The sequence below is a fragment of the Candidatus Planktophila versatilis genome, from assembly GCF_002288345.1.
Taxonomy (GTDB): Bacteria; Actinomycetota; Actinomycetes; order Nanopelagicales; family Nanopelagicaceae; genus Planktophila; species Planktophila versatilis_A.
Genome location: NZ_CP016781.1, coordinates 942,099 through 963,201, shown reverse-complemented (window position 1 = coordinate 963,201; position 21,103 = coordinate 942,099). Strand labels below are relative to the sequence as shown.

Sequence of the window (21,103 nt, the reverse complement as noted above, 5' to 3'; positions counted from 1 at the left end):
CTATACCCCGACTGAGTGCCAGACAGTTTTAGATTCCATAAAGGCAAGAATTCTTGACGGGCTTTGACCAGTACTAAATGCATGAATCCGCTTTAAGTTTTCAGCTCCAGCTACCTTCAGTTCTCCATGTTTTTTCTTGTTAATACCAGAGATATCAAAACCATCAATATCCATATGAGATGCAGCCCAGGGGGCAAGTTCATCAAGTGATCCGGTCAGGATATTGATGACACCAGCCGGTAGGTCACTTGTTGCCAACACTTCGGCGAAAGTCATGGCTGGTACTGCAAGTGAACCAGGAACAAGAACAAGAGTTGTATTACCTGAGACTACGGCGGCGGCGATAGCATCGATGAAATCGATAAAACTCACATCAGATGCGATGGCAATCACGCCTTGCGGCTCAGAGATTGAGAAATTGAAGAATGGACCAGAGACTGGATTTGTGGCTCCACTGACTGCTTGAAGTTTGTCACTCCAGCCGGCATACCAAACCCAACGATCAATAGCATCTGTTACTTGTGCCTTGGCTTTAGCCGCGGTTATCTGCGAAGTAAGTGCAATTTCAGATTCAAACTGTTCTGCTCTGCCTTCAAGCATTTCAGCGATGCGATAGAGAATTTGACCACGATTGTATGCAGTGGCTTTTGCCCACCCTGATTGCGCAGCGCGCGCCGCTGTCACTGCATCACGTAGATCTTTACGTGATGCCAGTGCAGGGTTAGCAATGAAATCCCCATTCTTGGCGGTTACTTCAAATACGCGACCAGATTCACTGCGAGCAAATGCGCCGTTGATGAAGAGTTTGTAAGTCTTCTTCACATCAACACGAGGCTGCTTCTTAGTAGTCATTTACTTCGCCCCAGTCTCTTTGCCATTTTTTAAATATGCAGAAAGGCCATGCTTGCCACCTTCGCGACCCCATCCAGATTCTTTATAACCTCCGAATGGCGATGCTGGATCAAATTTATTAAAGGTATTTGCCCAGATAACTCCAGCTTTGAGGTGTTGGCTAGCCCAGAAAATTCGTGAGCCTTTCTCGCTCCAGATACCGGCAGATAATCCGAAGGGAGTGTTATTTGCCTTGTCGATAGCTTCTTGGGGAGTTCTAAAAGTTAGGATTGACAGAACTGGACCGAAGATTTCTTCCTGCGCGATTCGGTTAGCCTGAGTGACACCAGTAAAGATTGTTGGAGCAAACCAGAAACCTTTATCAGGCAGATTGCACTGTGGGCTCCAACGTTGCGCGCCTTCGCCATCTCCGATTGCTGAGAGCTCTTTAATCTTTACCAACTGCTCCTTTGAGTTGATGGCACCGAGATCAGTATTTTTATCGAGAGGATCTCCGACTCTAATCTTAGACATTCTTACCTTTAGTTTTTCAATCACTTCATCAGCGATACTCTCTTGCAGAATCAACCGTGATCCCGCGCAGCAGACATGTCCCTGATTAAAGAAGATTCCATTGACGATTCCTTCGACTGCTTCATCTACTGGGGCGTCATCAAAGACAATATTGGCACCTTTTCCACCTAATTCCAGGGTTGCCTTCGTCATCGTGTCTGCAATAGCGCGAGCAATCTTCTTCCCAACTTCCGTAGATCCGGTGAATGCAATCTTATGAATTCCTGGATGGTTCACTATCGCTGCGCCAGTAGAGCCATCGCCGGTGACAATATTGACTACTCCATCTGGTAATTCAGCTTGCTGACAGACTTCGGCAAAAAGAAGAGCAGTCAGCGAGGTTGTCTCTGCTGGCTTTAGAACCACGGTGTTACCGGTGGCAAGTGCCGGTGCAACTTTCCAAGCCAGCATTAACAGTGGGAAATTCCAAGGAATGATCTGTCCCGCAACGCCATAGGCTTTAGGGGAGTGACCGAGACCTGCGTAATCTAATTTGTCGGCCCACCCTGCATGATAGAAAAAGTGTGCTGCAACGAGTGGAATATCAATATCGCGAGTTTCACGGATTGGCTTTCCATTATCGAGAGTCTCAAGGACGGCAAACTCACGTGCACGTTCTTGCAGAATTCGAGCAATTCGATATAAATATTTTCCACGTTCTTTACCTGAAAGCTTTGACCAGGTTTTTGTATAAGCCTTTTGTGCCGCTGCAACCGCCTTATCAACATCTGACACACCACCCAGAGAAATAAGGCTCAACACCTCTTCGGTCGCAGGATTGATGGTTGGGAAGTGCTTCTTTCCGGCAACAAAAGAGCCGTTGATGAAGTGACCATACTTAGGCTTGATTGAGACGATCGCCCTAGATTCCGGCGCCGGTGCATATTCGAAGGTCATCTTGCGCCCATTCCTAGTCAATCGATACGTAGTTAGGGCTAGCGTAGTAGCCATCTGACATTTTCATGCGTTGCATCAGTAAATCATTGAGAAGCGCGCTTGCCCCGATTCGAAATAGCTGCGGAGTTAACCAGTCAGGTCCTGCAGTCTCATTTACCAGAACCAATTGCTTAATTGCATCCTTCGTAGTCCGGATTCCGCCGGCAGGCTTGACTCCAATTTTTCGTTGTGTGAGTGTGTAAAAATCACGCACAGCTTCAAGCATCACAAGCACAACTGGCGGGGTAGCAGCAGGAGCCACCTTTCCTGTGGAAGTCTTGATGAAGTCAGCTCCTGCAAGCATTGCAAGGTAGGAAGCCTTTCTAACATTGTCATAGGTGACGAGTTCGCCAGTTTCAAAGATAACTTTAAGATGGGCCTTCTGGCCACAAATTTCTCGAATCTTTACAATCTCATCAAAGACCATTCCATACTTACCTGCCAAGAATGCTCCACGGTCAATCACCATATCAATTTCAGCTGCACCCGCATTGATTGCATCTTGAGTATCTTGAATCTTCACCTCCATGGAAGCTCGGCCAGATGGAAACGCAGTGGAGACAGCGGCAACTGGAACATGTTCGCCACCGATTGCATCTAAATGTGTGCGAGCTATTTCAACCATATCGTTATAGACACAGATTGCGCCTACGCTAGGAACTGTTGGATCCGTTGGATCAGGCCTGACTGCCTTTGAACACAAGGCGCGAACTTTCCCAGGTGTATCTGCACCTTCGAGAGTTGTTAGGTCAACCATGGATATTGCGGTATCAATCGCCCATTTCTTGCTTGTTGTCTTAATACTACGAGTTGCCAGCATTGCAGCTCGAGAATCTGCACCCACTTGATCAACACCAGATAGTTGTTCTAAGAATTTAAGAAGAGATTTCTCAGATCCATCAACTAGGCCATAGAAACTCATGAAAGGAATTCTTTCAGAGGTTGGCGAATCTCGTCGAGTATTTTCTGTGACTCACCTGACGTTGCTGTCACGACTTCGATATAACACTTGATTTTCGCCTCCGTACCTGAGGGGCGCACAATGACTCGAATTCCCCCCGCAAGCCAGATTCGCAGCCCTTCTGTTGGTGGTAATCCGTTTATAGGAGCAGCTAAATCATCGATAGCTTCAACGCCACGTCCGGCAATCTCTTGTGGTGGGTGCTGGCGTAGCCGTGCGAGTAGACCAGTAATCACCGATAGATCAGCGACGCGAATTGAAATCTGTTCCGTGCCATGGAAACCATGTCGGGCCCATACTTCATCGAGCAGGTCAGAAATTGTGAGTTCATCGCGCTTTAAATCGATTGCTATCTGAGCGATGAAGATTGCAGCTGATATTCCATCTTTATCGTTAACATTTTCGGAGTCAACTGCGTAACCAATCGCTTCTTCATATCCAAAGGACAGGTTCTCAATCTTTGCCAGCCACTTAAAGCCCGTGAGCACCTCTTTGTATTTGATTCCATAGTGCGCGCTAATCTTGCCCAGTGCTGAGGAAGAGACGATAGAAGTTGCGAATGTTCCAGATGGCTTGGTGCGTGCAATCCATTCGCCGAAGATTATTCCAAGCTCATCTCCGCGCAACATTCGCCAGCCGACTTTAGGATCTTTAATTGCCACCGCACATCGGTCAGCATCTGGGTCATTAGCAATTACCAGCTCAGCGCCAAAATCGCGAGCTTTCTTCAGTGCTAAATCAATTGCGCCAGGTTCCTCCGGGTTTGGGAAAGCAAGTGTTGGGAAATCTGGATCAGGAGTGCATTGCTCATCAACTAGAATTAAGGTGGCGAAACCCGCATGGTTAAAGACTCTTTGCACAGTCTCGGTTCCAACGCCATGCATCGCGGTGTAGACAATCTTGAGATCACCGGGACGGGGGGCTAACTGTGCAGTGCGCCTTACGTATTCGGTAATTAAATCCTCACCAACGATTTTCCATTCTTTGCTGCGAGGCTGTGATTTCAAGGATTTCACTAAAGTGATCTGATCGGTAATCAACTGATCGGTGGGGCTGATGATTTGCGAGCAGGCGTAGTTGATTCCATCGGCGCTCGGTCCGACATAAACCTTGTAGCCGTTATCTTGTCGAGGATTATGGCTAGCAGTCACCATAATTCCGATATCGCACTTCAAATACTGCGTAGCAAAAGCCAATACTGGCGTCGGAAGCGGACGAGGCAGAACGTATACATCCATGCCGGCACCGCTGAAGATTGATGCGCTCTCCTGGGTAAATTCAGCCGATCCATGACGTGCATCTTGACCAATGACAACTGAATTCATTCCATGAGATTTCATATAGGCAGCAATTCCTGCTGCTGTGCGGCCGACTACGGCGCGGTTCATAGCTGAAGGACCGGGTCCTACCGGCCCACGTAAACCTGCCGTACCAAATTGGAGAAATCCACTGAAATACTTCTTAAGTAATTCTTCATCACCGGCATCAAGTGCTTTCTGAAGTTCGCCGGCTGTCTGTGGATCCGGGTCATCGGCTATCCATGCCTCTACTTCTGCCTTCAGTGATGCATCCATAAGAAGAAAGTAACTTTCCTTATACGAGCTTTGGAATTGTGGTTTTAAGAAGTGATCCCATGCGACTCGCAGCAGCTTTACCTGCGGCAATGACTTCTTCATGGTTTAACTTCTCGCCAGTCACACCAGCTGCAGCATTTGTTACCAAGGAAATGCCTAGAACTTCAGCGCCGAGTGCGTGAGCTGCAATTGCTTCCGGAACTGTAGACATGCCCACTAAATCGGCACCCATGGTGCGCATCATGAGAATTTCTGCCGGAGTTTCATAAGTAGGCCCGCGCCAGTGAACATAGACGCCCTCAGCGAGAGATGAATCTTCCTTCTTTACAATCTCGCGAATTCGCTTGCTGTAAAGATCTGTGAGATCAATAAATGTTGCACCTGAAAGGGGTGAGGCGGCAGTAAGTGAAATATGGTCGCGAATAATGACTGGTTGACCAACCTTGTAGGAGGTGTTAATTCCACCGCAGGCATTAGTTAAAATGACAACCTTGCAACCGGCTTTGACTGCAGTGCGTACACCGTGCACAACTGGCTCCATGCCCTTGCCTTCATACAAGTGTGTGCGACCAAGAAAAACTAGCGCTCGTATCGTCTTGCCATTTTCGCTGATTTCGTATGAGCGAACTTTTCCGGAGTGACCTTCTACTGCTGGAGCTAAGAATCCAGTGAGTTCATCTGCATTGCATTCAAAGGCCGGAGTGCCAAGTGCATCAGCTGCGCCCACCCAACCCGAACCCATCACCAGTGCAACATCGTGCGATGGCACACCCGTGCGCTGGGCGATTTCTTTCGCCGCTTGTGTAGCGGCGGAGAGAGGATCGGAGTAGAGAAGATCGGTTGAGGTCATGCCTGAATAATGTCACAGAGAACTGTTCCACTAGCCACAGTCTCACCAATTACAGCTTTTAAGTTCTTAATCACACCGCTGGTATGGGCAGTTAATGGCTGCTCCATCTTCATGGCTTCAAGCACAATAACAAGGTCACCCGCTTCAACGCTCTGTCCTTCTTCCACGGCAATCTTTACCACCGTTCCTTGCATCGGGGATGCGAGTCCGGTGCCAGCTGCGCCAGTAACAGAAGATTGCTTTGCACGGTGGCGCTTTACGACTGGTTCTGGTGCATGAACGAGAATCTCAAACCGCTTTCCATTAACCTCAGCAACTAATTTCTCAGCAGCAACCTTCGTCTGAATATCTAAAGGAACAGATTTAAATGCTGGAATCTCGTTGATAAATTCATTTTCAATGTAACCGGTATAGATCTTGAAATCTTCTGTGTAGGCAGGGTCTTCAAGAATTGCGCGGTGAAACGGAAGTGCTGTAGCTAGTCCACCAACTATAAACTCGGCAAGAGCGCGACGAGCACGTTCAATGGCTTGTTCACGAGTTGCACCGGTAACAATGAGTTTGGCAAGAAGTGAATCGAAGTTTCCACCAATAACATCACCGTTACGGAAACCTGCATCAACCCGAACGCCAGGACCAGTGGGGATACTCCACACAGTAATGCGACCAGGAGCTGGCAAGAATGAACGCCCTGGATCTTCACCATTAATACGGAATTCAATTGAGTGCCCACGCACTACAGGATCATCGAAACTTAAACTTTCACCCATTGCGATTCGGAACTGTTCACGCACTAAGTCAATGCCGGTGACTTCTTCAGAGACTGGATGTTCTACCTGCAGACGAGTATTTACCTCTAAGAATGAAATTGTTCCATCTTGTCCAACAAGGAATTCGCATGTGCCGGCACCGATATAGCCTGCCTCTTTCATAATCGCCTTACTTGAGCGGTAGAGCTCTTCATTCTGAGCATCTGTTAGAAATGGTGCTGGCGCTTCTTCTACAAGTTTTTGATGTCGGCGTTGCAATGAACAGTCTCGGGTTGAAACAACAACTGCGTGGCCATGCTTATCAACTAGTACTTGAGTCTCAACGTGGCGCGGCTTATCAAGGTAGCGCTCTACAAAGCATTCACCGCGTCCAAAACCTGCAATCGCTTCCCGCACGGCTGAGTCATAGAGCTCTGGGATTTCCTCCATAGTGCGAGCAACTTTGAGACCACGCCCTCCTCCGCCGAAGGCAGCTTTAATTGCAACAGGAAGCCCGTGTTCTTTCGCGAATGCCAATACCTCGCCATGACCAGTAACTGGATCTTTTGTACCTGCAACAAGTGGCGCACCAGCAGCTGCTGCAATGCGACGAGCAGAGACTTTATCGCCGAGCGCACTGATTGCCGCTGGGGGAGGTCCAATCCAGATGAGGCCTGCATCAAGGACTGCTTGTGCGAAGTCGGCATTTTCAGAGAGGAATCCATAGCCAGGATGTACCGCATCAGCCTTTGCTTCTTTGGCAAGTGCGATGATCTTTGGAATATTCAGGTAAGTATCTTTGGCAAGTGTTCCATTCAGTGAATAAGCAAAGTCGGCACTCTGTGCATGCAACGCATCGCGATCTTCTTCTGAATACATGGCCACACTTTCAAGGCCATGGTCTTTGCAGGCACGAATAACGCGTAAGGCGATTTCGCCTCGGTTAGCAATCAGAACGCGCTTCATGACATCTCCTTTACCTGTGGCCAAGAATATCCAAGTTGCTTCATTGCGCCACGAAGAAAGGGCATCGATATACCGACAACATTAGTGTAATCGCCTTCAATTACCGGAATAAATGGAGAACCGAAGCCATCGAGAGTAAAACCACCGGCGACGTGAAGGGGCTCACCGGATGCAACATAGTCGGTGATTTCTTCTTCGGTCATATCGGTGAATGTCACTTTCGTGGTGACGCGATCTGCAATTTCAATACCTTTCTCAGTATCAATAATGCAGTGACCTGTATGAAGTAGTCCGGTGCGCCCACTAATTTTCTTTGCTCGTTCAATGGCAATATCTGTGGTTCCAGGTTTTCCAAATGAAACTCCATCAACATCAAATGTTGAATCACAACCGATAATGATGGCTGGATAATCAATCATCTCGCGCACCGTTTGAGCTTTTGAAACAGCTAGCGCAATCACCATATCCGTTGGGCTCATAGCGTTGAAAAAGTCAGTCTCTTCATCAACATTACTCACAATAATTGTTGGCTTAAGTCCCGCATCTTCTAAGAGCCTACGGCGGGAAGTTGATTGGGAAGCAAGAACAATACGCGGCATTAATTCATCTTTCTTGGGCCAAAGGCAATGTGATGAGGCAGTGGTTGTCGTAGTTGAGGCCGCCCAAAGATGCTTCGCTTAATCACTGGTGTGAGATCAACAGATTTATGGTTGACCAAAACTGCTTGCAGCGCGAGGAGTTCCTCTGGAGTGGGATTTCCAGATATGACCGTGAATTTCATTGCTAAAGCGGAATGTTTCCGTGCTTACGTGCCGGCAAGGTATCGCGCTTTGTCTTTAAGGTACGGAAAGCCTTAGTGATGTACTGACGTGAATCTTCAGGCTCAATCACGCTATCGATAGTTCCGCGCTCTGCAGCCAAGTATGGGTTTGAAAACTTCTCGGTGTACTCAGTAATGAGTTCGGCTCGCTTGGCGTTCTGATCCTTAGATTCAGATAACTCTTTGCGATACAAGATATTGACCGCGCCTTGTGCCCCCATCACTGCAATTTCTGCCGATGGCCAGGCAAAGTTGATATCACTGCCAAGGTATTTGGAGCCCATCACAATAAATGCTCCGCCATATGCCTTACGGGTAATGAGTGTGACAAGCGGAACTGATGCTTCAGCGTACGCATAAAGTAGTTTTGCACCGCGACGAATGATTCCATCCCACTCTTGTTCAGTGCCAGGCATAAATCCTGGAACATCGACGAGGGTAAGAATTGGGATATTAAAAGCATCGCAGAAACGCAGGAATCGTGCTGCTTTTTCAGATGAATTAATATCGAGTGTTCCAGCTAGCTGTGAAGGTTGGTTGGCGATAACACCGATTGATTGTCCTTCAATACGTGCAAAACCCACAACAATATTTGGCGCATAGAGAGCGTGGACTTCAAGGAATTCACCTTCATCGACAAGAGCTGAAATCAGTGACTTCATATCGTATGGCTGATTAGGGCTGTCTGGAATCAAAGTATTGAGTGCAACATCAGATGAGTTCTTATCAAGGTTCTGTGTTGGAGGCAAAACTGGAGAACCATCCATATTATTTGATGGAAGATAAGACAGAAGCGCTTTCACATAATCAATCGCATCAGCTTCAGAATCTGCCATGTAGTGAGCATTTCCTGACTTTGTACTGTGAGTAAATGCGCCACCAAGTTCTTCCATTCCAACATCTTCGCCAGTGACAGTCTTGATGACATCTGGTCCGGTGATGAACATATGCGAAGTTTCCTTAACCATCACGGTGAAATCTGTGAGGGCAGGTGAATAGGCAGAGCCACCGGCGCAAGGTCCGAGAATGAGAGATATTTGTGGAATGACTCCTGATGAGCGAGTGTTCAGACGGAAGATCTTTCCGTAACCATTGAGCGATGCAACACCTTCTTGAATTCGCGCTCCACCTGAATCGTTAATACCGATAAGTGGGATACCTGCTTTGAGTGCAAACTCTGCAATCTTCACAATCTTTTCAGAGTGAACTTCACCGAGTGATCCGCCGAAGACGGTGAAATCTTGCGAGTACAGAGCGATTGGGCGACCATCGACAGTTGCTGTTCCAATAATGACACCATCGCCATATGGACGGTTCTTATCCATTCCAAAGTTCTGCGCACGATGACGTGCGAACTCATCTATCTCAGTAAATGAATTGGCATCAACGAGCATCTCAATTCGCTCGCGAGCTGTTCCTTTGCCCTTGGCATGCTGTTTCTCTCGGGCTCTTGTCGAACCAGCGTCAACGGCTTCATCAATTCGCTCACGGAGGTCTTCAATTTTCCCCGCGGTAGTGTGCAGATCTGGGCTCATGAACATAAGGTACTAGTCGTGAGTACAGATACGCCAAGACCACCGCTGGATACCGTGCAGATCTCTGAAAAAATCTCGCGGTACTGGCGAGTAAGCGTGGTCGAAGTCACGGGTTCCACGCAAGAAGATTTACTCAATCTTGTACAGCGAGCAGAGGCACGTACCGGCGATGTTCTTGTTACCAATTATCAAAGTGCCGGACGCGGAAGACTTGATAGAACATTTGAAGCACCGCAAGCATCAGCACTTCTATTCTCTTTTTACATTCAACCAAAGCGAGATCAGAGTGAGTGGTCGCTCTTACCTCTCATTGTTGGGCTCAGTGCAAGTTTCGCACTCTCAACACTTGATCCTCGAATGAGCACATCGCTGAAATGGCCAAATGATCTTTTAATCAATGGATTGAAAGCTGGCGGAATGATTGCTCAAACGGCTGATGATGGCATCATTATTGGAGTCGGAATTAATGTCGCGATGCAAGAATCAGAACTTCCTGTTACCCATGCAACTTCACTGTCGTTGCAAAATTTTTGCGAACTCAATCGCAATGTCATCTTGGCAGCATTCCTTAACGAATTCGCTAATCTTTTAGAACGCTGGGAAGCCGGTGAGGATCTCCGCCATCTCTATCTCGAACGCTGTAGCAGTATCGGTGCGAAGATCCAGGCAGAACTTCCAGGTGGAGTTATCAAGAGCGGAGTCGCAGTCGGTATCAGCCCAAACGGGGAGTTGATTCTAGAAGATGGCTCACGAATTACTGTTGGAGACATCGTTCATCTACGATAAGGCAGTGAACGAGCGATTCCCAACAGTTGGCGTCATTGGCGCTGGCCAATTAGCACGCATGATGGTTGCACCAGCTTCGGCGCTCGGAATCAATCTCCTTCTTTTCGCACAAAGTGCAGATGATTCAGCGGCTCAAATTAATAGCCATGTGATTGGTGATTACACAGATTTAGAGGCGCTCAAGAGTTTTGCTGCGCGCTGTGATGTCATTACCTTTGAACACGAACTTGTGCCGCTACCAGTCATTAAAGGACTTGAGGCAGCAGGTGTACGTGTGTATCCAGCATCATCGGCATTTGTCTATTCACAAGATAAGGCAGAGATGCGTAAGAAGTTAGCAAATTATCAAGCACCAGCGTGGAAGGTAATCACTGCCACATCTGAAGTAGATCAGTACCCATTGATTGCAAAGGCCATTTCAGGCGGCTATGACGGGCGTGGAGTATGGAAGATTAATTCTCAGGGTGAATTGGCTGAAGTGTTAAAGCACACCCCAAAATTATTGATTGAAGAGCTGATTTCATTTGATTCTGAGATTGCCGTCATGGTTGCACGTTCCCCTCATGGTCAAGCAACATCGTGGGCCCCAACACAGACCGTGCAAGAAGATGGAATCTGCACCATGACCATCACGCCCGCACCCTGCATCTCTGACGAGATTGCAGAACAAGCGCAGAAGCTGGCGCTAGATATTGCAGCAGAAGCAGGTGTCATTGGCGTGATGGCAGTTGAGATGTTTGTAAAAGGTGATCACTTATTCATTAATGAGCTCGCAATGCGTCCACATAATTCTGGACACTGGACCATCGATGGTTCTCGAACAAGCCAATTTGAACAACACCTGCGAGCAATACTCGATCTGCCACTTGGTGAACCTGCCATGACTCACGAGTTTGCTGTGATGGGAAATATTCTAGGTGGCGATAAAACCGATATGTATCGCCCATATTTACACCTGATGGCTCGAAACCCAGACCTTAAGTTTCATCAATATAAGAAGGAAGTTCGAAAAGGGCGCAAGATTGGTCATGTCACCGCAATCGGCTCCGACCTTCTACAATTAACCACAGATGTGCAGCATGCACGGGACTACATGAGCGGGGCAATCGATGAGTAATTCTAAAGATGTAGCGATAATCATGGGCTCTGACTCTGATTGGCCAGTCATGGAAGAAGCTGCCAAAGTTCTTGACTCATTTGGTATCTCTTATGAAGTAGATGTTATTTCTGCCCATCGCATGCCGCTCGAGATGGTTGATTTTTCACAAAAGGCGCAAGCAAAAGGATTTAAGGTAATTATCGCTGGTGCTGGTGGGGCAGCTCATCTACCTGGCATGGTTGCATCGCTCACAACACTTCCGGTAATCGGAGTCCCTGTCGCACTGAAGAATTTAGATGGAATGGATTCGCTACTTTCAATTGTGCAGATGCCTGCTGGAATTCCGGTTGCAACTGTTGGAGTAGGAAATGCAAAGAACGCGGGAATACTTGCGGCGCGCATTCTTGGAATTTCTGATGCAGCTATCTCTGCCAAGGTTTCAGAATCTCTCAAAGCAATCAATGAAGAGGCAAAAGCAAAGGGCGCTCAATTAAGCGCCCGTCGCAATCAAAAAACTGGGTTCTAGTCAGTTCGACCTAGTGCGTGTACGCGCCAACCAGCTGCACGCCAGAGATTACGGTCGAGCATATTACGACCATCAATTAAGAATTTAGATTTCACAAGTTGTCCAATTACTGAAGGATCTAGTTCGCGATACTCCTTCCATTCCGTCAGGTGCAAGATAGCGTCAGCGCCTTTGACTGCATCGACTACCTTTTCTTGGTAATCAAGGTTTGGAAAACGCTTACGTGCAGGTTCTATTCCCTTAGGGTCATGAACGACAACAGTTGCACCAGCTGCTTGTAGTTGAGCTGCTATATCAAGTGCTGGGGAGTCGCGCACATCATCGCTATCGGGTTTAAACGCTGCACCCAATATTGCAATCTTGTATTGAGTGAGGTCTTCTGAAAGGTCGGCGCGAACAACATCAATGACTCGTTGACGGGCTCGCATGTTAATTGCATCGATTTCGCGTAAGAACTCAAGTGCTTGATCTGCGCCAAGTTCCTGCGCGCGCGCCATAAAGGCACGGATATCTTTTGGTAAACATCCACCACCAAAACCAATTCCTGCTTGCAAGAATCGATTACCGATTCGTGGGTCATATCCAATTGCTTTTGCAAGAACTGTGACATCTCCGCCTGCTGCCTCGCAGACTTCAGCCATTGCGTTAATAAATGAAATCTTTGTCGCAAGAAATGAATTAGCGGCAACTTTGACAAGCTCTGCTGTTGGTAGGTCTGCGCGTATCCACGGAGTGCCAAGATCAATGATTGGTTTATAGACCTCTTTAAGAATTTGTTCGGCACGATCATTTACAACACCAACAACAAGGCGATTGGGGGTCAGAGTGTCTTCAACAGCAAAACCTTCCCGAAGAAATTCTGGATTCCAGGCAAGGTCTGCCTGTGGGGCAGATATTGCTAATTGATCGCGTAATAGTTGAGCAGTTCCTACTGGAACAGTTGATTTACCTACAACAAGTGAACCCTCTTTAAGATGTGGGGCTATTGCGGCAACCGATGACTTCACATAGGTCAGATCTGCGGCCAGCCCATCTTTACTCTGTGGGGTTCCCACGCAGATAAAGTGAACATCGGCATCGCTTACTGCAGAGAAATCTGTTGTAAATGAGAGCTTGCCAGTCTTCATCTCTGCTGCAAGCAGGGTATCTAAACCTGGTTCATAGAATGGAAGTTCTCCACGAGAGAGAAGATCAACCTTGCTCTGATCTGTATCAACTCCAACAACCTCGAAACCGAGTGAGGACATACATGCTGCGTGAGTGGCGCCAAGATAACCACAGCCAATCACCGAGAGCTTAAGGGTCATGCGCAGGAGTCTATTGCAGCCATAATTGAAATCTCTCCATTTTGACTACTTCTTAGGAGCGCAGGGATTCTCCGCCGCCGTCTTCGTCTTAAATTTATCGATTTTGATTGGCGCAGCTGTAGCACTTGGTGAAGGCTTTACCTCATCTATCAGCGCTTTATCATCACGAATACGTGTCCATAAGTCTGCGGCTAGCTCTTCATCCCAAATCACAACTGAACCAACAACTGGATCTCTTCCATTGGGGTCCGAAAGTGGAACGGTTAGCGTGCGCACATTGCCGGAAGAGAGATTACGCATCTGCTTTGCCAAGGTGAGCAGGTCATTCTTACTCACACCAGAATCCATCTTCACCGTTGAAATAGTTGCGTTATAGAAATTTGCTAATTTAATTGGGTTTAGCAATACGCCACTGCTTGTGGCTTTGCGTAAGACCGAACTGACAAACTTCTGTTGACGCTCCATGCGCCCAATATCTCCGCGACCATCGTAATCACGTGTTCGCACATACTTAAGTGCCTCAATTCCACCCAAGGTGTGCGTGCCGGCGCTCAGTACTAAGTGGCTCTTTGGATCATCGATATCAACGCTGGTACAGACTTCAATTCCACCCAGGGCATCAACTACACGAGTAAATCCGGCAAAGTTTACTTCGACGTAATGGTCAATCTTTAAATTAGTTTTGGTCTCAATAGTTTGGATAAGTAGAGGGGCGCCACCGAAGGCAAATGCTGCATTGAGCTTTCCAGGGCGTTCAGAAATATCTGTCGTTCCATCTTGGCTCTTATGTGCGGGAACTTGAACCAAGGTATCTCTAGGCAGGGAGACGATAAATGCGGCATCTCTGCTCTTACTTATGTGAATCAAGAACATTGTGTCCGAACGTCCACCGGCAGCAACTGCTGTACTACCTACACGTAGTGCTCGAATTTCTTCCTTACTCAATCCTTCGCGAGAATCAGAACCCACAACCAAGTAATTAAGGGCCCGAGAAGTTTTCTCAGGACGGTCTGTGAGCTTTCCAAAAACATCGATACGCGAGATTTGACCACTGACTTGACCCAATCCAACCCATGAAAGCGAGGCTAGTATTACAACACCTAAAGAGAGTGATGTAATTATCCGAATCGCCCGAGTAGATTTCACATACGTAGATTACTTGCACGATAGCGTGGAGGGGTTATGGCGACACCAATGCAAGAGTTAATTGGCTCACCGCACCCATCAATTAGCGTGATCTTGCCTGTGCTCAATGAGCAATCACATCTGGAGAGCTCAGTTCGCTCGATACTTTCACAAGATTACCAAGGCCCCATAGAAGTCATTTTGGCAATCGGTCCATCAAAAGATAGAACACTAGAAATTGCAAAGCGCATAGCTTCGGCAGATTCACGAGTTGTGATTGTAGAAAACCCCACGGGCAAGACAGCGATGGGTCTGAATCTTGCACTTCGGCAATCATTGAATCCAGTTGTGGTGCGAGTCGATGCCCATGCTGAGATTCCCCAGAATTACCTCTCCTTAATAGTTGAGGTGCTCAATAAGACAGGCGCTGTCAATGTCGGCGGTGTTATGGCCGCTGTTGGGAAAACGATCTTTGAAAAGTCTGTTGCAGGTGCAATGCGCAGTGCATTCGGAGTTGGTGCATCACGTTTTCACACTGGAGGAGAAGCGGGGCCTGTAGATACTGTCTACCTCGGAGCTTTTCGCAGAGAGGCCCTGATTGCAATCGGCGGATTCGATGAACGATTTACACGCGCTCAAGATTGGGAACTCAATTTTCGCTTACGTGAAAACGGAGGAGTCATTTACTTTGATCCCCGACTTCACGTGACGTATCGCCCACGGTCAACAGTGCGCGCTCTTGCAAAACAATACTTTGAATACGGCCGCTGGCGCAGAGTAGTTTCTAGGAGACATAAGGGAACAATCAATTATCGTTACCTGGCGCCACCGGTTGCACTCGTTGGGTTCTTAGCCTCAGTAATACTTGGACTACTCCTTTCGCCATTTCTTTTTTTCCCAGCTGCGATCTATACGCTCTTTGTCCTGGGAGCCGCAGTAAAGATTTCGTCTTCAATTCGCGAATTCTTTCTATTACTACTTGTGTTACCCACAATGCACTTCGCGTGGGGTGCTGGATTCATATCTTCCCCAAAGACTCTCGTGCCTTCATCGGAGTAAGTAGCAACAGGCTGCGGTAGCCTTTCGCACGTGGATAAACCAGTTGTAATTTACGAACCTTTCCGCGCTGGCTTGCCGCCGATGTGGGAATACTTCGCCTCCCTGTGGAGCCGGCGTGCGTTTATCTCAGAGTTTTCTCGATCAGGGCTACGCCAACAAAATTATGGATCTCTCTTTGGTCAGCTCTGGTTGATTCTCAATCCATTGCTCTTATCCGCGGTCTACTTCTTACTTATCTACGTTATTGGCGGCAGTAGTGATGCGACTCGGTTTGGACACCTCACCGCTACGCTTTTTCTCTTCTATTTAATTGCAAATAGCCTCACAGGTGGAGTCAAAGCAATTACCTCGGGAGAGCGTCTGATTCTCAACACATCATTTCCTCGCATCATGCTTCCAATTTCAGCCACTGTAATTGCCCTCTTTAAATTTTTACCTACCGTCGTAGTCTTCACGGTAATTCACCTTCTCATTGGTTTGCCATTTTCGTGGCAGATGCTCTGGGCAGTTCCAATCCTGTTTATTGCAGTTGTGATGGCACTTGGGATGTCAATTCTTATTTCATGCATCAATGTCTATTTCCGAGATATTTCAAGTATTTTGCCTTATCTGACGCGAAGCCTTCTGTATTTATCTCCAATTTTGTATGAGGCAGACAGTATTTCTGAAAGCATCAAGAAATTTGAGATTCTTAACCCCCTCTTCTATCTCCTAGATTCTTGGTCTCGAGTTGTCGTGCATGCAGAGGCTCCAACAATGAATGGATTAATACACGCATCGTTGTGGGCACTCGGACTTTTATTGATTGGCTCCTACATCTTCCTATCGAGGGAGCGTGATTTCGCTGTCCGACTTTAACCACGAACATGCCCAGCATGGCATTGCTGTTTCGGTGCGAGACCTGGGACTCACGTACACAACATCAATCGAAAAGAAACCAACGTTAAAGGCGCGCTTCAAATCTCTTGGTCGAGGCAAGAAATACACCCGAATTGTTCCTGCACTCACCGATGTGAACATTGATGTTCACTATGGCGCTGTGCTTGGAATTATTGGCTCTAATGGAGCGGGTAAATCAACGTTGATGCGTGTGATTTCAGGAATCATTCCTCCCTCACAGGGGCGCGTTGAGGTCTATGGAAGTGTCAGCACACTGCTTGCACTCGGCGTTGGCTTTAATCCATCAATGACCGGCCGCGATAATGTCTATCTCGGTGGTCTGGCAGCAGGAATGTCTCGGGAAGAGATCGATAACCATTTTGATGCGATTGCCGATTTTTCAGAACTTGGGGAAGCAATCGATGCTCCGATGCGCACATATTCTTCTGGAATGTTTGCTCGCCTAGCCTTCTCAGTAGCTGCCGTAGTTGAACCCGATATTTTGATTATCGATGAAGCGCTCAGCACAGGTGATGCGAAATTTAAAGAGAAGAGTCTGAACAGAATTAAGGAGTTGCGCAGCGCAGATCGCGCGCTCATTCTTGTCAGCCACGCACTTGCCACTATCGAAGATATTTGCAATGAGGTCATCTGGCTTAATAAGGGCAAGCTTATGATGCGTGGAAACCCTACGGAAGTCATTACTGCCTATCGTGAATTTGTTAACGCTAGAAAGAGCGCATCATCTGATGAGGACGTTTAAAGCCTTACTCTTAGTTTTCTCCATCTCATTTGCTGCAATATCAACCGCCACAGCAACCGCACCTCTCCAATTTTCTTTTACGGGTTCCGGATACGGCCACGGCGTTGGAATGAGTCAGATTGGAGCCAAGGCTCGTGCTCTCTCAGGTGAAAGTGCCACGGCAATTCTTAATTACTATTACAAAAATGTGCAGATTGCGCCGATTGTAGATACCCAAACGATTCGAGTAAATATTGGTCGCGCTCTAAAGTCAATTTCATTTGTCAGCGCTACACCAGATTCAGCAGTGCAGATCTTTAGCGGTGACATTGCAAGTGCACAAGATGCTCTACCCGCACTGACCTTAAGTGCCAAGAAGAAGATAACTTTCAACGTTGATGGTGCATTCGCTACGGGTGAAGGGCTGCGCGCCAAAGCCTTCACCATAAGGTGGAGTGGACCTTCGTCAGTCATTACATTTTCACAGCCAGGTAGTGTCGTGAAATACAAGTATGGGCAGATTCAAGTGAAGGTAGTAAAAAACGCAATGGAGGTCACTAACACACTGGCCCTTCGCGATGAGTACTTATGGGGGATTAGCGAAGTTCCGTCATCTTGGCCTGCAGCTGCACTTGAAGCACAGGCAATTGCTTCGCGATCATATGCAATGTCAAAGCTTGGAAAAATTAACTCTGCATGTGACTGTCAGGTTTATTCACACATTGCAGATCAGAACTTTGTGGGCTTTTCTAAAGAATCTGAACCGAGGTTCGGTCAGTTCTGGAAAGCGGCAGTTTCGCGAACAATCATGGACACTTCCACAAGTCTGGCAATTCTAAGTAATGGAAAACCAATACAGGCTTACTTCTTCTCATCCTCAGGTGGTGCAACGCAGACAACCCTCGATGCCTGGGGGCAGGCAACGAGTTATACGCAATCAGTAGTTGATCCTGCGGGGCTAGATCCTAAAAACAATCCTCGCTTTGCTACCTGGAGCGCATCGGCAGATCAATCTCTGGTTGCCACCGCCTTCTTGCTCGCAGACATCGTCACTCTTGAAATAATCTCCCGAAATACTGCAGGGGCAGTTACCTACATCAAGGGCACAGCAAGTGATGGGTCAACCAAATTATTGAGGGGCGATACTTTTAGAAGTAGAGTAAAGATTCCTTCGCCCTACTTTAATTTAGCGGGTTAACGCTCGATAGTTAATTGGCGTGTAAGACGGAGTTCAGGCCGCCCCAGGTACCGGTGCGCATCACAACTTCAAGGCCGCCACTTAGTGAGTTACGACGAAATAGCAGATCATTTGCACCTGAAAGTGTGCCAGCTTTAACAACTTCACCATCAGGTAACTTCACCTTGGCAGCTGCTGTGATGTAGGTACCGGCTTCAATGACGCAGTTATTGCCTAGTGAAATTCCTAAACCAGAGTTAGCACCAAGTAAGCACTTTTCTCCTACAGAAATTACTTCTTTGCCGCCGCCGCTGAGCGTTCCCATAATCGAAGCGCCACCGCCAACATCTGTGCCATCTCCAACAACTACACCTGAAGAGATGCGACCTTCGACCATCGACGTTCCAAGAGTTCCAGCATTGAAATTAACAAATCCTTCGTGCATCACGGTTGTGCCAGGTGCTAGGTGGGCACCTAAACGAACGCGATCAGCATCTGCAATGCGCACACCACTTGGCACGACGTAATCAACCATGCGCGGGAACTTATCTACCGAGATAACACTCACGTGACCATGTTGGGCTTTCAAACGCGCACGGGTAAGTTCAAATCCTTCAACGGCGCACGGTCCAACTGAGGTCCAGACAACATTGGCAAGTAATCCAAAAATTCCATCGAGTGATGCACCATGTGGCTTAACCAAGCGGTGTGAAAGTAAATGCAGTCGCAGGTACGCATCGCGTGCATCTTTCGGTGCTACCGCTAAATCAATTTCAATCGAGACTAGCTCTCGAGTTACTCCTCGTGCATCATCTGAGCCCACCATTGATTGCAATGATGAATCAGGGGCGCCAGCAATGGCTCCAAGTGCCGGCGCAGGAAACCAGACATCGAGCACAGTTGTGCCGGCAAGAGTTGCGATTCCGTGGCCATGAGCTAATGAAGACATGTTCCAAGCCTAACCCCTATCCTGTGTGTCATGCGCATTGCAGTGTTTTGTTCTTCATCACCGTCGATTGATTCGAAATATATAGACCTAGCCTTTGAACTTGGCGCCGGTATCGCCGAGAGCGGCGCCGAATTGGTTTCAGGGGGCGGTCATATCTCTGCCATGGGCGCAATTTCACGTGGAGCTCGCAGTAAAGCAGGGCGCACCATCGGGGTGATACCGCAGAAGTTAGTTGATATTGAATTTGCAGATCATGAGAGCGATGAATTAATTGTGGTCGACTCTATGCGCACCCGTAAGGCAAAGATAGAAGACTTATCCGATGCCTTCATTACCCTCCCAGGTGGGCTCGGCACTCTAGAAGAACTCTTTGAAATATGGGTTGGGCGCTACCTTCAATTCCACGATAAACCAGTGATCATTCTTGACCCACATGGTATTTATCAGCCACTACATACATTGGTGGAGCATCTAGAGAATGAGAATTTTGTGAAACCTGGAATGCGCGATCTCTTACATTGGACAACTACGGTTGAGCAAGCACTTGATTATGCACACGGGAAAAGTAGATGGCGATAAATACGCTAGCAATTTCGCTCGCGATTCCAGCACCTCGGATAGAAGTGTGGAAGGCGATTGCGGATTGGCCTTCACAAGGACAGTGGATGCTGCAAACAAAAGTCTGGGTAACATCAGAGCGCACTTCAGGAGTTGGCACTTCCATTTCTGCATTCACTGGGCCACTTCACAAGTTCTATCCTCGAATTAAGTCACCAGGATTACTGGACCTCATGACTGTTACTCGCTGGGAGGAGCCAGCTCGATGCGATGTTGATCATCATGGAAAAATTCTTAAGGGAAGCGGTTCTTTCATTCTCACCGAAGAGGGTTCACATTCCACGCGCTTTGATTGGTCAGAAACAATCGTGGCACCGCGAGCGCTCTTTTTGCTGATTGCCCCTTTTCTATATGTGGGTGTACGCATATCCCTCGCACGATTCGCACGTTCATTTCACTAAGCACTCAACAATTACTACCTCACCGAGTAATCTGTATCCCGTGAGCAACCCTCAAACACTGGCGCAATTGCTCGCCTCGCTACCTGAGGAAGAGCGATTCATCCTCACCTTGCACTACCTTCGATCCAAGAGCAGTGCAGAAATTGCAGCGCTCCTATCAGTTCCTGAGAAATCGGTTATCGCCGTGATTGAAAGCGGAAAGAAGCGGCTCACCGCCTTTTTGGGCATGTAATTGCCTCGATTTCACCCCGGGCTCATTCTGCGAGATACTTCTCCCTACTGTTCACGCCCGTGCGCATCATCACCCCGTCGTCTCAAGGAGTCCTCACTATGGCAGCTATGAAACCTCGTACTGGTGATGGACCCATGGAAGTCACCAAGGAAGCGCGCTCGCTCGTCATGCGTATTCCGCTCGAAGGTGGAGGCCGTCTAGTTGTTGAACTTAATCCTCAGGAAGCTAACAACCTGAGCGCAGCCCTTGAGGCCGCAGTTGCTCTTATTAAGAAGTAGAGCGGACCGAAGAAATTCTTCACGCAGTTGCTCCTGAATTAGATTCTCTTATCGGAGCAGATGTTCTTGTACTGGGATACATTCAATCCAAAGATGGCGAAATCACATTTGTTGGAAGTAAGAAGCTGCT

Annotated in this window: 23 protein-coding genes; 11 read left to right on the top strand and 12 right to left on the bottom strand. The window is 47.7% G+C overall.

Features of this window, described 5'->3' with window-relative positions:
• The 9 genes from A1sIIB142_RS04915 to A1sIIB142_RS04875 are packed head-to-tail and all read right to left on the bottom strand — an operon-like array spanning position 1 to position 9,801.
• Positions 1 to 852 carry an aldehyde dehydrogenase family protein gene (locus tag A1sIIB142_RS04915; protein WP_095693891.1) on the bottom strand — a complete coding sequence of 284 codons (852 nt, stop codon included), beginning with the start codon at positions 850 to 852 and terminating at the stop codon, positions 1 to 3.
• Entirely contained in the window at positions 853 to 2,301 is a 1,449-nt protein-coding gene (locus tag A1sIIB142_RS04910) for an aldehyde dehydrogenase family protein (protein ID WP_095693890.1), read from the bottom strand. It lies immediately after the preceding gene.
• 13 nt (positions 2,302 to 2,314) lie between these two features.
• Positions 2,315 to 3,262 carry a deoxyribose-phosphate aldolase gene (gene deoC, locus A1sIIB142_RS04905; RefSeq protein WP_095693889.1) on the bottom strand — a complete coding sequence of 316 codons (948 nt, stop codon included), beginning with the start codon at positions 3,260 to 3,262 and terminating at the stop codon, positions 2,315 to 2,317.
• Positions 3,259 to 4,977 (bottom strand): phospho-sugar mutase, encoded by a 1,719-nt coding sequence (locus A1sIIB142_RS04900; RefSeq protein WP_223299177.1) that lies wholly within the window; start codon positions 4,975 to 4,977, stop codon positions 3,259 to 3,261. Before A1sIIB142_RS04900 ends, deoC begins: the two co-directional genes overlap by 4 nt.
• Positions 4,895 to 5,725: a purine-nucleoside phosphorylase gene (locus A1sIIB142_RS04895; RefSeq protein WP_095693887.1), complete on the bottom strand. Its 831-nt coding sequence runs from the start codon at positions 5,723 to 5,725 to the stop codon at positions 4,895 to 4,897. The genes A1sIIB142_RS04900 and A1sIIB142_RS04895 overlap by 83 nt, the downstream gene beginning before the upstream one ends.
• On the bottom strand, positions 5,722 to 7,440 hold the full coding sequence (locus tag A1sIIB142_RS04890) for an acetyl/propionyl/methylcrotonyl-CoA carboxylase subunit alpha (protein ID WP_095693886.1): 1,719 nt from the start codon (positions 7,438 to 7,440) through the stop codon (positions 5,722 to 5,724). Before A1sIIB142_RS04890 ends, A1sIIB142_RS04895 begins: the two co-directional genes overlap by 4 nt.
• Positions 7,437 to 8,039 (bottom strand): Maf family protein, encoded by a 603-nt coding sequence (locus tag A1sIIB142_RS04885; RefSeq protein WP_095693885.1) that lies wholly within the window; start codon positions 8,037 to 8,039, stop codon positions 7,437 to 7,439. The genes A1sIIB142_RS04890 and A1sIIB142_RS04885 overlap by 4 nt, the downstream gene beginning before the upstream one ends.
• Positions 8,039 to 8,221 carry an acyl-CoA carboxylase subunit epsilon gene (locus A1sIIB142_RS04880; protein ID WP_095675125.1) on the bottom strand — a complete coding sequence of 61 codons (183 nt, stop codon included), beginning with the start codon at positions 8,219 to 8,221 and terminating at the stop codon, positions 8,039 to 8,041. Before A1sIIB142_RS04880 ends, A1sIIB142_RS04885 begins: the two co-directional genes overlap by 1 nt.
• 2 nt (positions 8,222 to 8,223) lie before the next feature.
• Entirely contained in the window at positions 8,224 to 9,801 is a 1,578-nt protein-coding gene (locus tag A1sIIB142_RS04875) for an acyl-CoA carboxylase subunit beta (RefSeq protein ID WP_095693884.1), read from the bottom strand.
• Between the two features lie 12 nt (positions 9,802 to 9,813).
• Between A1sIIB142_RS04875 and A1sIIB142_RS04870 the strand changes: the two genes are divergently transcribed.
• Genes A1sIIB142_RS04870 through purE form a run of 3 tightly spaced genes read left to right on the top strand, consistent with a single transcriptional unit; the run spans position 9,814 to position 12,206 of the window.
• Complete coding sequence (locus A1sIIB142_RS04870) at positions 9,814 to 10,581, top strand: biotin--[acetyl-CoA-carboxylase] ligase (protein ID WP_190283251.1); 768 nt, start codon at positions 9,814 to 9,816, stop codon at positions 10,579 to 10,581.
• Positions 10,538 to 11,698 (top strand): 5-(carboxyamino)imidazole ribonucleotide synthase, encoded by a 1,161-nt coding sequence (locus tag A1sIIB142_RS04865; RefSeq protein ID WP_095693883.1) that lies wholly within the window; start codon positions 10,538 to 10,540, stop codon positions 11,696 to 11,698. The genes A1sIIB142_RS04870 and A1sIIB142_RS04865 overlap by 44 nt, the downstream gene beginning before the upstream one ends.
• On the top strand, positions 11,691 to 12,206 hold the full coding sequence (gene purE, locus A1sIIB142_RS04860; RefSeq protein WP_095675122.1) for a 5-(carboxyamino)imidazole ribonucleotide mutase: 516 nt from the start codon (positions 11,691 to 11,693) through the stop codon (positions 12,204 to 12,206). The genes A1sIIB142_RS04865 and purE overlap by 8 nt, the downstream gene beginning before the upstream one ends.
• Here the strand turns inward: purE and A1sIIB142_RS04855 are convergent.
• Both A1sIIB142_RS04855 and A1sIIB142_RS04850 read right to left on the bottom strand, forming a co-directional pair.
• Positions 12,203 to 13,513, bottom strand: a complete 1,311-nt coding sequence (locus tag A1sIIB142_RS04855; protein ID WP_095693882.1) for a UDP-glucose dehydrogenase family protein — start codon at positions 13,511 to 13,513, stop codon at positions 12,203 to 12,205. The two genes, purE and A1sIIB142_RS04855, sit on opposite strands and share 4 nt — an antisense overlap.
• Positions 13,514 to 13,558: 45 nt before the next feature.
• The gene (locus tag A1sIIB142_RS04850) at positions 13,559 to 14,659 is read right to left on the bottom strand and encodes an LCP family protein (protein WP_095693881.1); all 1,101 of its coding nucleotides are present in this window, start codon (positions 14,657 to 14,659) and stop codon (positions 13,559 to 13,561) included.
• 36 nt (positions 14,660 to 14,695) lie between these two features.
• On the opposite strand from A1sIIB142_RS04850, the gene A1sIIB142_RS04845 reads away from it, so the two are divergent.
• The 4 genes from A1sIIB142_RS04845 to A1sIIB142_RS04830 all read left to right on the top strand — a co-directional run bounded on the left by A1sIIB142_RS04845 (position 14,696) and on the right by A1sIIB142_RS04830 (position 18,516).
• On the top strand, positions 14,696 to 15,697 hold the full coding sequence (locus A1sIIB142_RS04845; RefSeq protein ID WP_095693880.1) for a glycosyltransferase family 2 protein: 1,002 nt from the start codon (positions 14,696 to 14,698) through the stop codon (positions 15,695 to 15,697).
• Between the two features lie 30 nt (positions 15,698 to 15,727).
• On the top strand, positions 15,728 to 16,555 hold the full coding sequence (locus A1sIIB142_RS04840; RefSeq protein WP_095693879.1) for an ABC transporter permease: 828 nt from the start codon (positions 15,728 to 15,730) through the stop codon (positions 16,553 to 16,555).
• Positions 16,533 to 17,339 carry an ABC transporter ATP-binding protein gene (locus A1sIIB142_RS04835; protein ID WP_223298137.1) on the top strand — a complete coding sequence of 269 codons (807 nt, stop codon included), beginning with the start codon at positions 16,533 to 16,535 and terminating at the stop codon, positions 17,337 to 17,339. The genes A1sIIB142_RS04840 and A1sIIB142_RS04835 overlap by 23 nt, the downstream gene beginning before the upstream one ends.
• 109 nt (positions 17,340 to 17,448) lie before the next feature.
• Positions 17,449 to 18,516 (top strand): SpoIID/LytB domain-containing protein, encoded by a 1,068-nt coding sequence (locus tag A1sIIB142_RS04830; protein ID WP_125898853.1) that lies wholly within the window; start codon positions 17,449 to 17,451, stop codon positions 18,514 to 18,516.
• Between the two features lie 10 nt (positions 18,517 to 18,526).
• On the opposite strand, the gene dapD is transcribed toward A1sIIB142_RS04830, so the two are convergent.
• A complete protein-coding gene (dapD, locus tag A1sIIB142_RS04825) occupies positions 18,527 to 19,444 on the bottom strand; it encodes a 2,3,4,5-tetrahydropyridine-2,6-dicarboxylate N-succinyltransferase (RefSeq protein ID WP_095693877.1) in 918 nt (305 codons plus the stop codon).
• Between the two features lie 30 nt (positions 19,445 to 19,474).
• On the opposite strand from dapD, the gene A1sIIB142_RS04820 reads away from it, so the two are divergent.
• From A1sIIB142_RS04820 to A1sIIB142_RS04805, 4 genes are all read left to right on the top strand, one after another.
• Positions 19,475 to 20,023, top strand: a complete 549-nt coding sequence (locus tag A1sIIB142_RS04820) for an LOG family protein (RefSeq protein WP_095693876.1) — start codon at positions 19,475 to 19,477, stop codon at positions 20,021 to 20,023.
• Positions 20,014 to 20,463 (top strand): SRPBCC family protein, encoded by a 450-nt coding sequence (locus A1sIIB142_RS04815; protein ID WP_095693875.1) that lies wholly within the window; start codon positions 20,014 to 20,016, stop codon positions 20,461 to 20,463. The genes A1sIIB142_RS04820 and A1sIIB142_RS04815 overlap by 10 nt, the downstream gene beginning before the upstream one ends.
• 40 nt (positions 20,464 to 20,503) lie before the next feature.
• Positions 20,504 to 20,695 carry a sigma factor-like helix-turn-helix DNA-binding protein gene (locus A1sIIB142_RS04810; protein WP_223298135.1) on the top strand — a complete coding sequence of 64 codons (192 nt, stop codon included), beginning with the start codon at positions 20,504 to 20,506 and terminating at the stop codon, positions 20,693 to 20,695.
• Between the two features lie 98 nt (positions 20,696 to 20,793).
• A complete protein-coding gene (locus A1sIIB142_RS04805) occupies positions 20,794 to 20,973 on the top strand; it encodes a DUF3117 domain-containing protein (RefSeq protein ID WP_020045748.1) in 180 nt (59 codons plus the stop codon).
• Positions 20,974 to 21,103 lie beyond the last annotated feature (130 nt).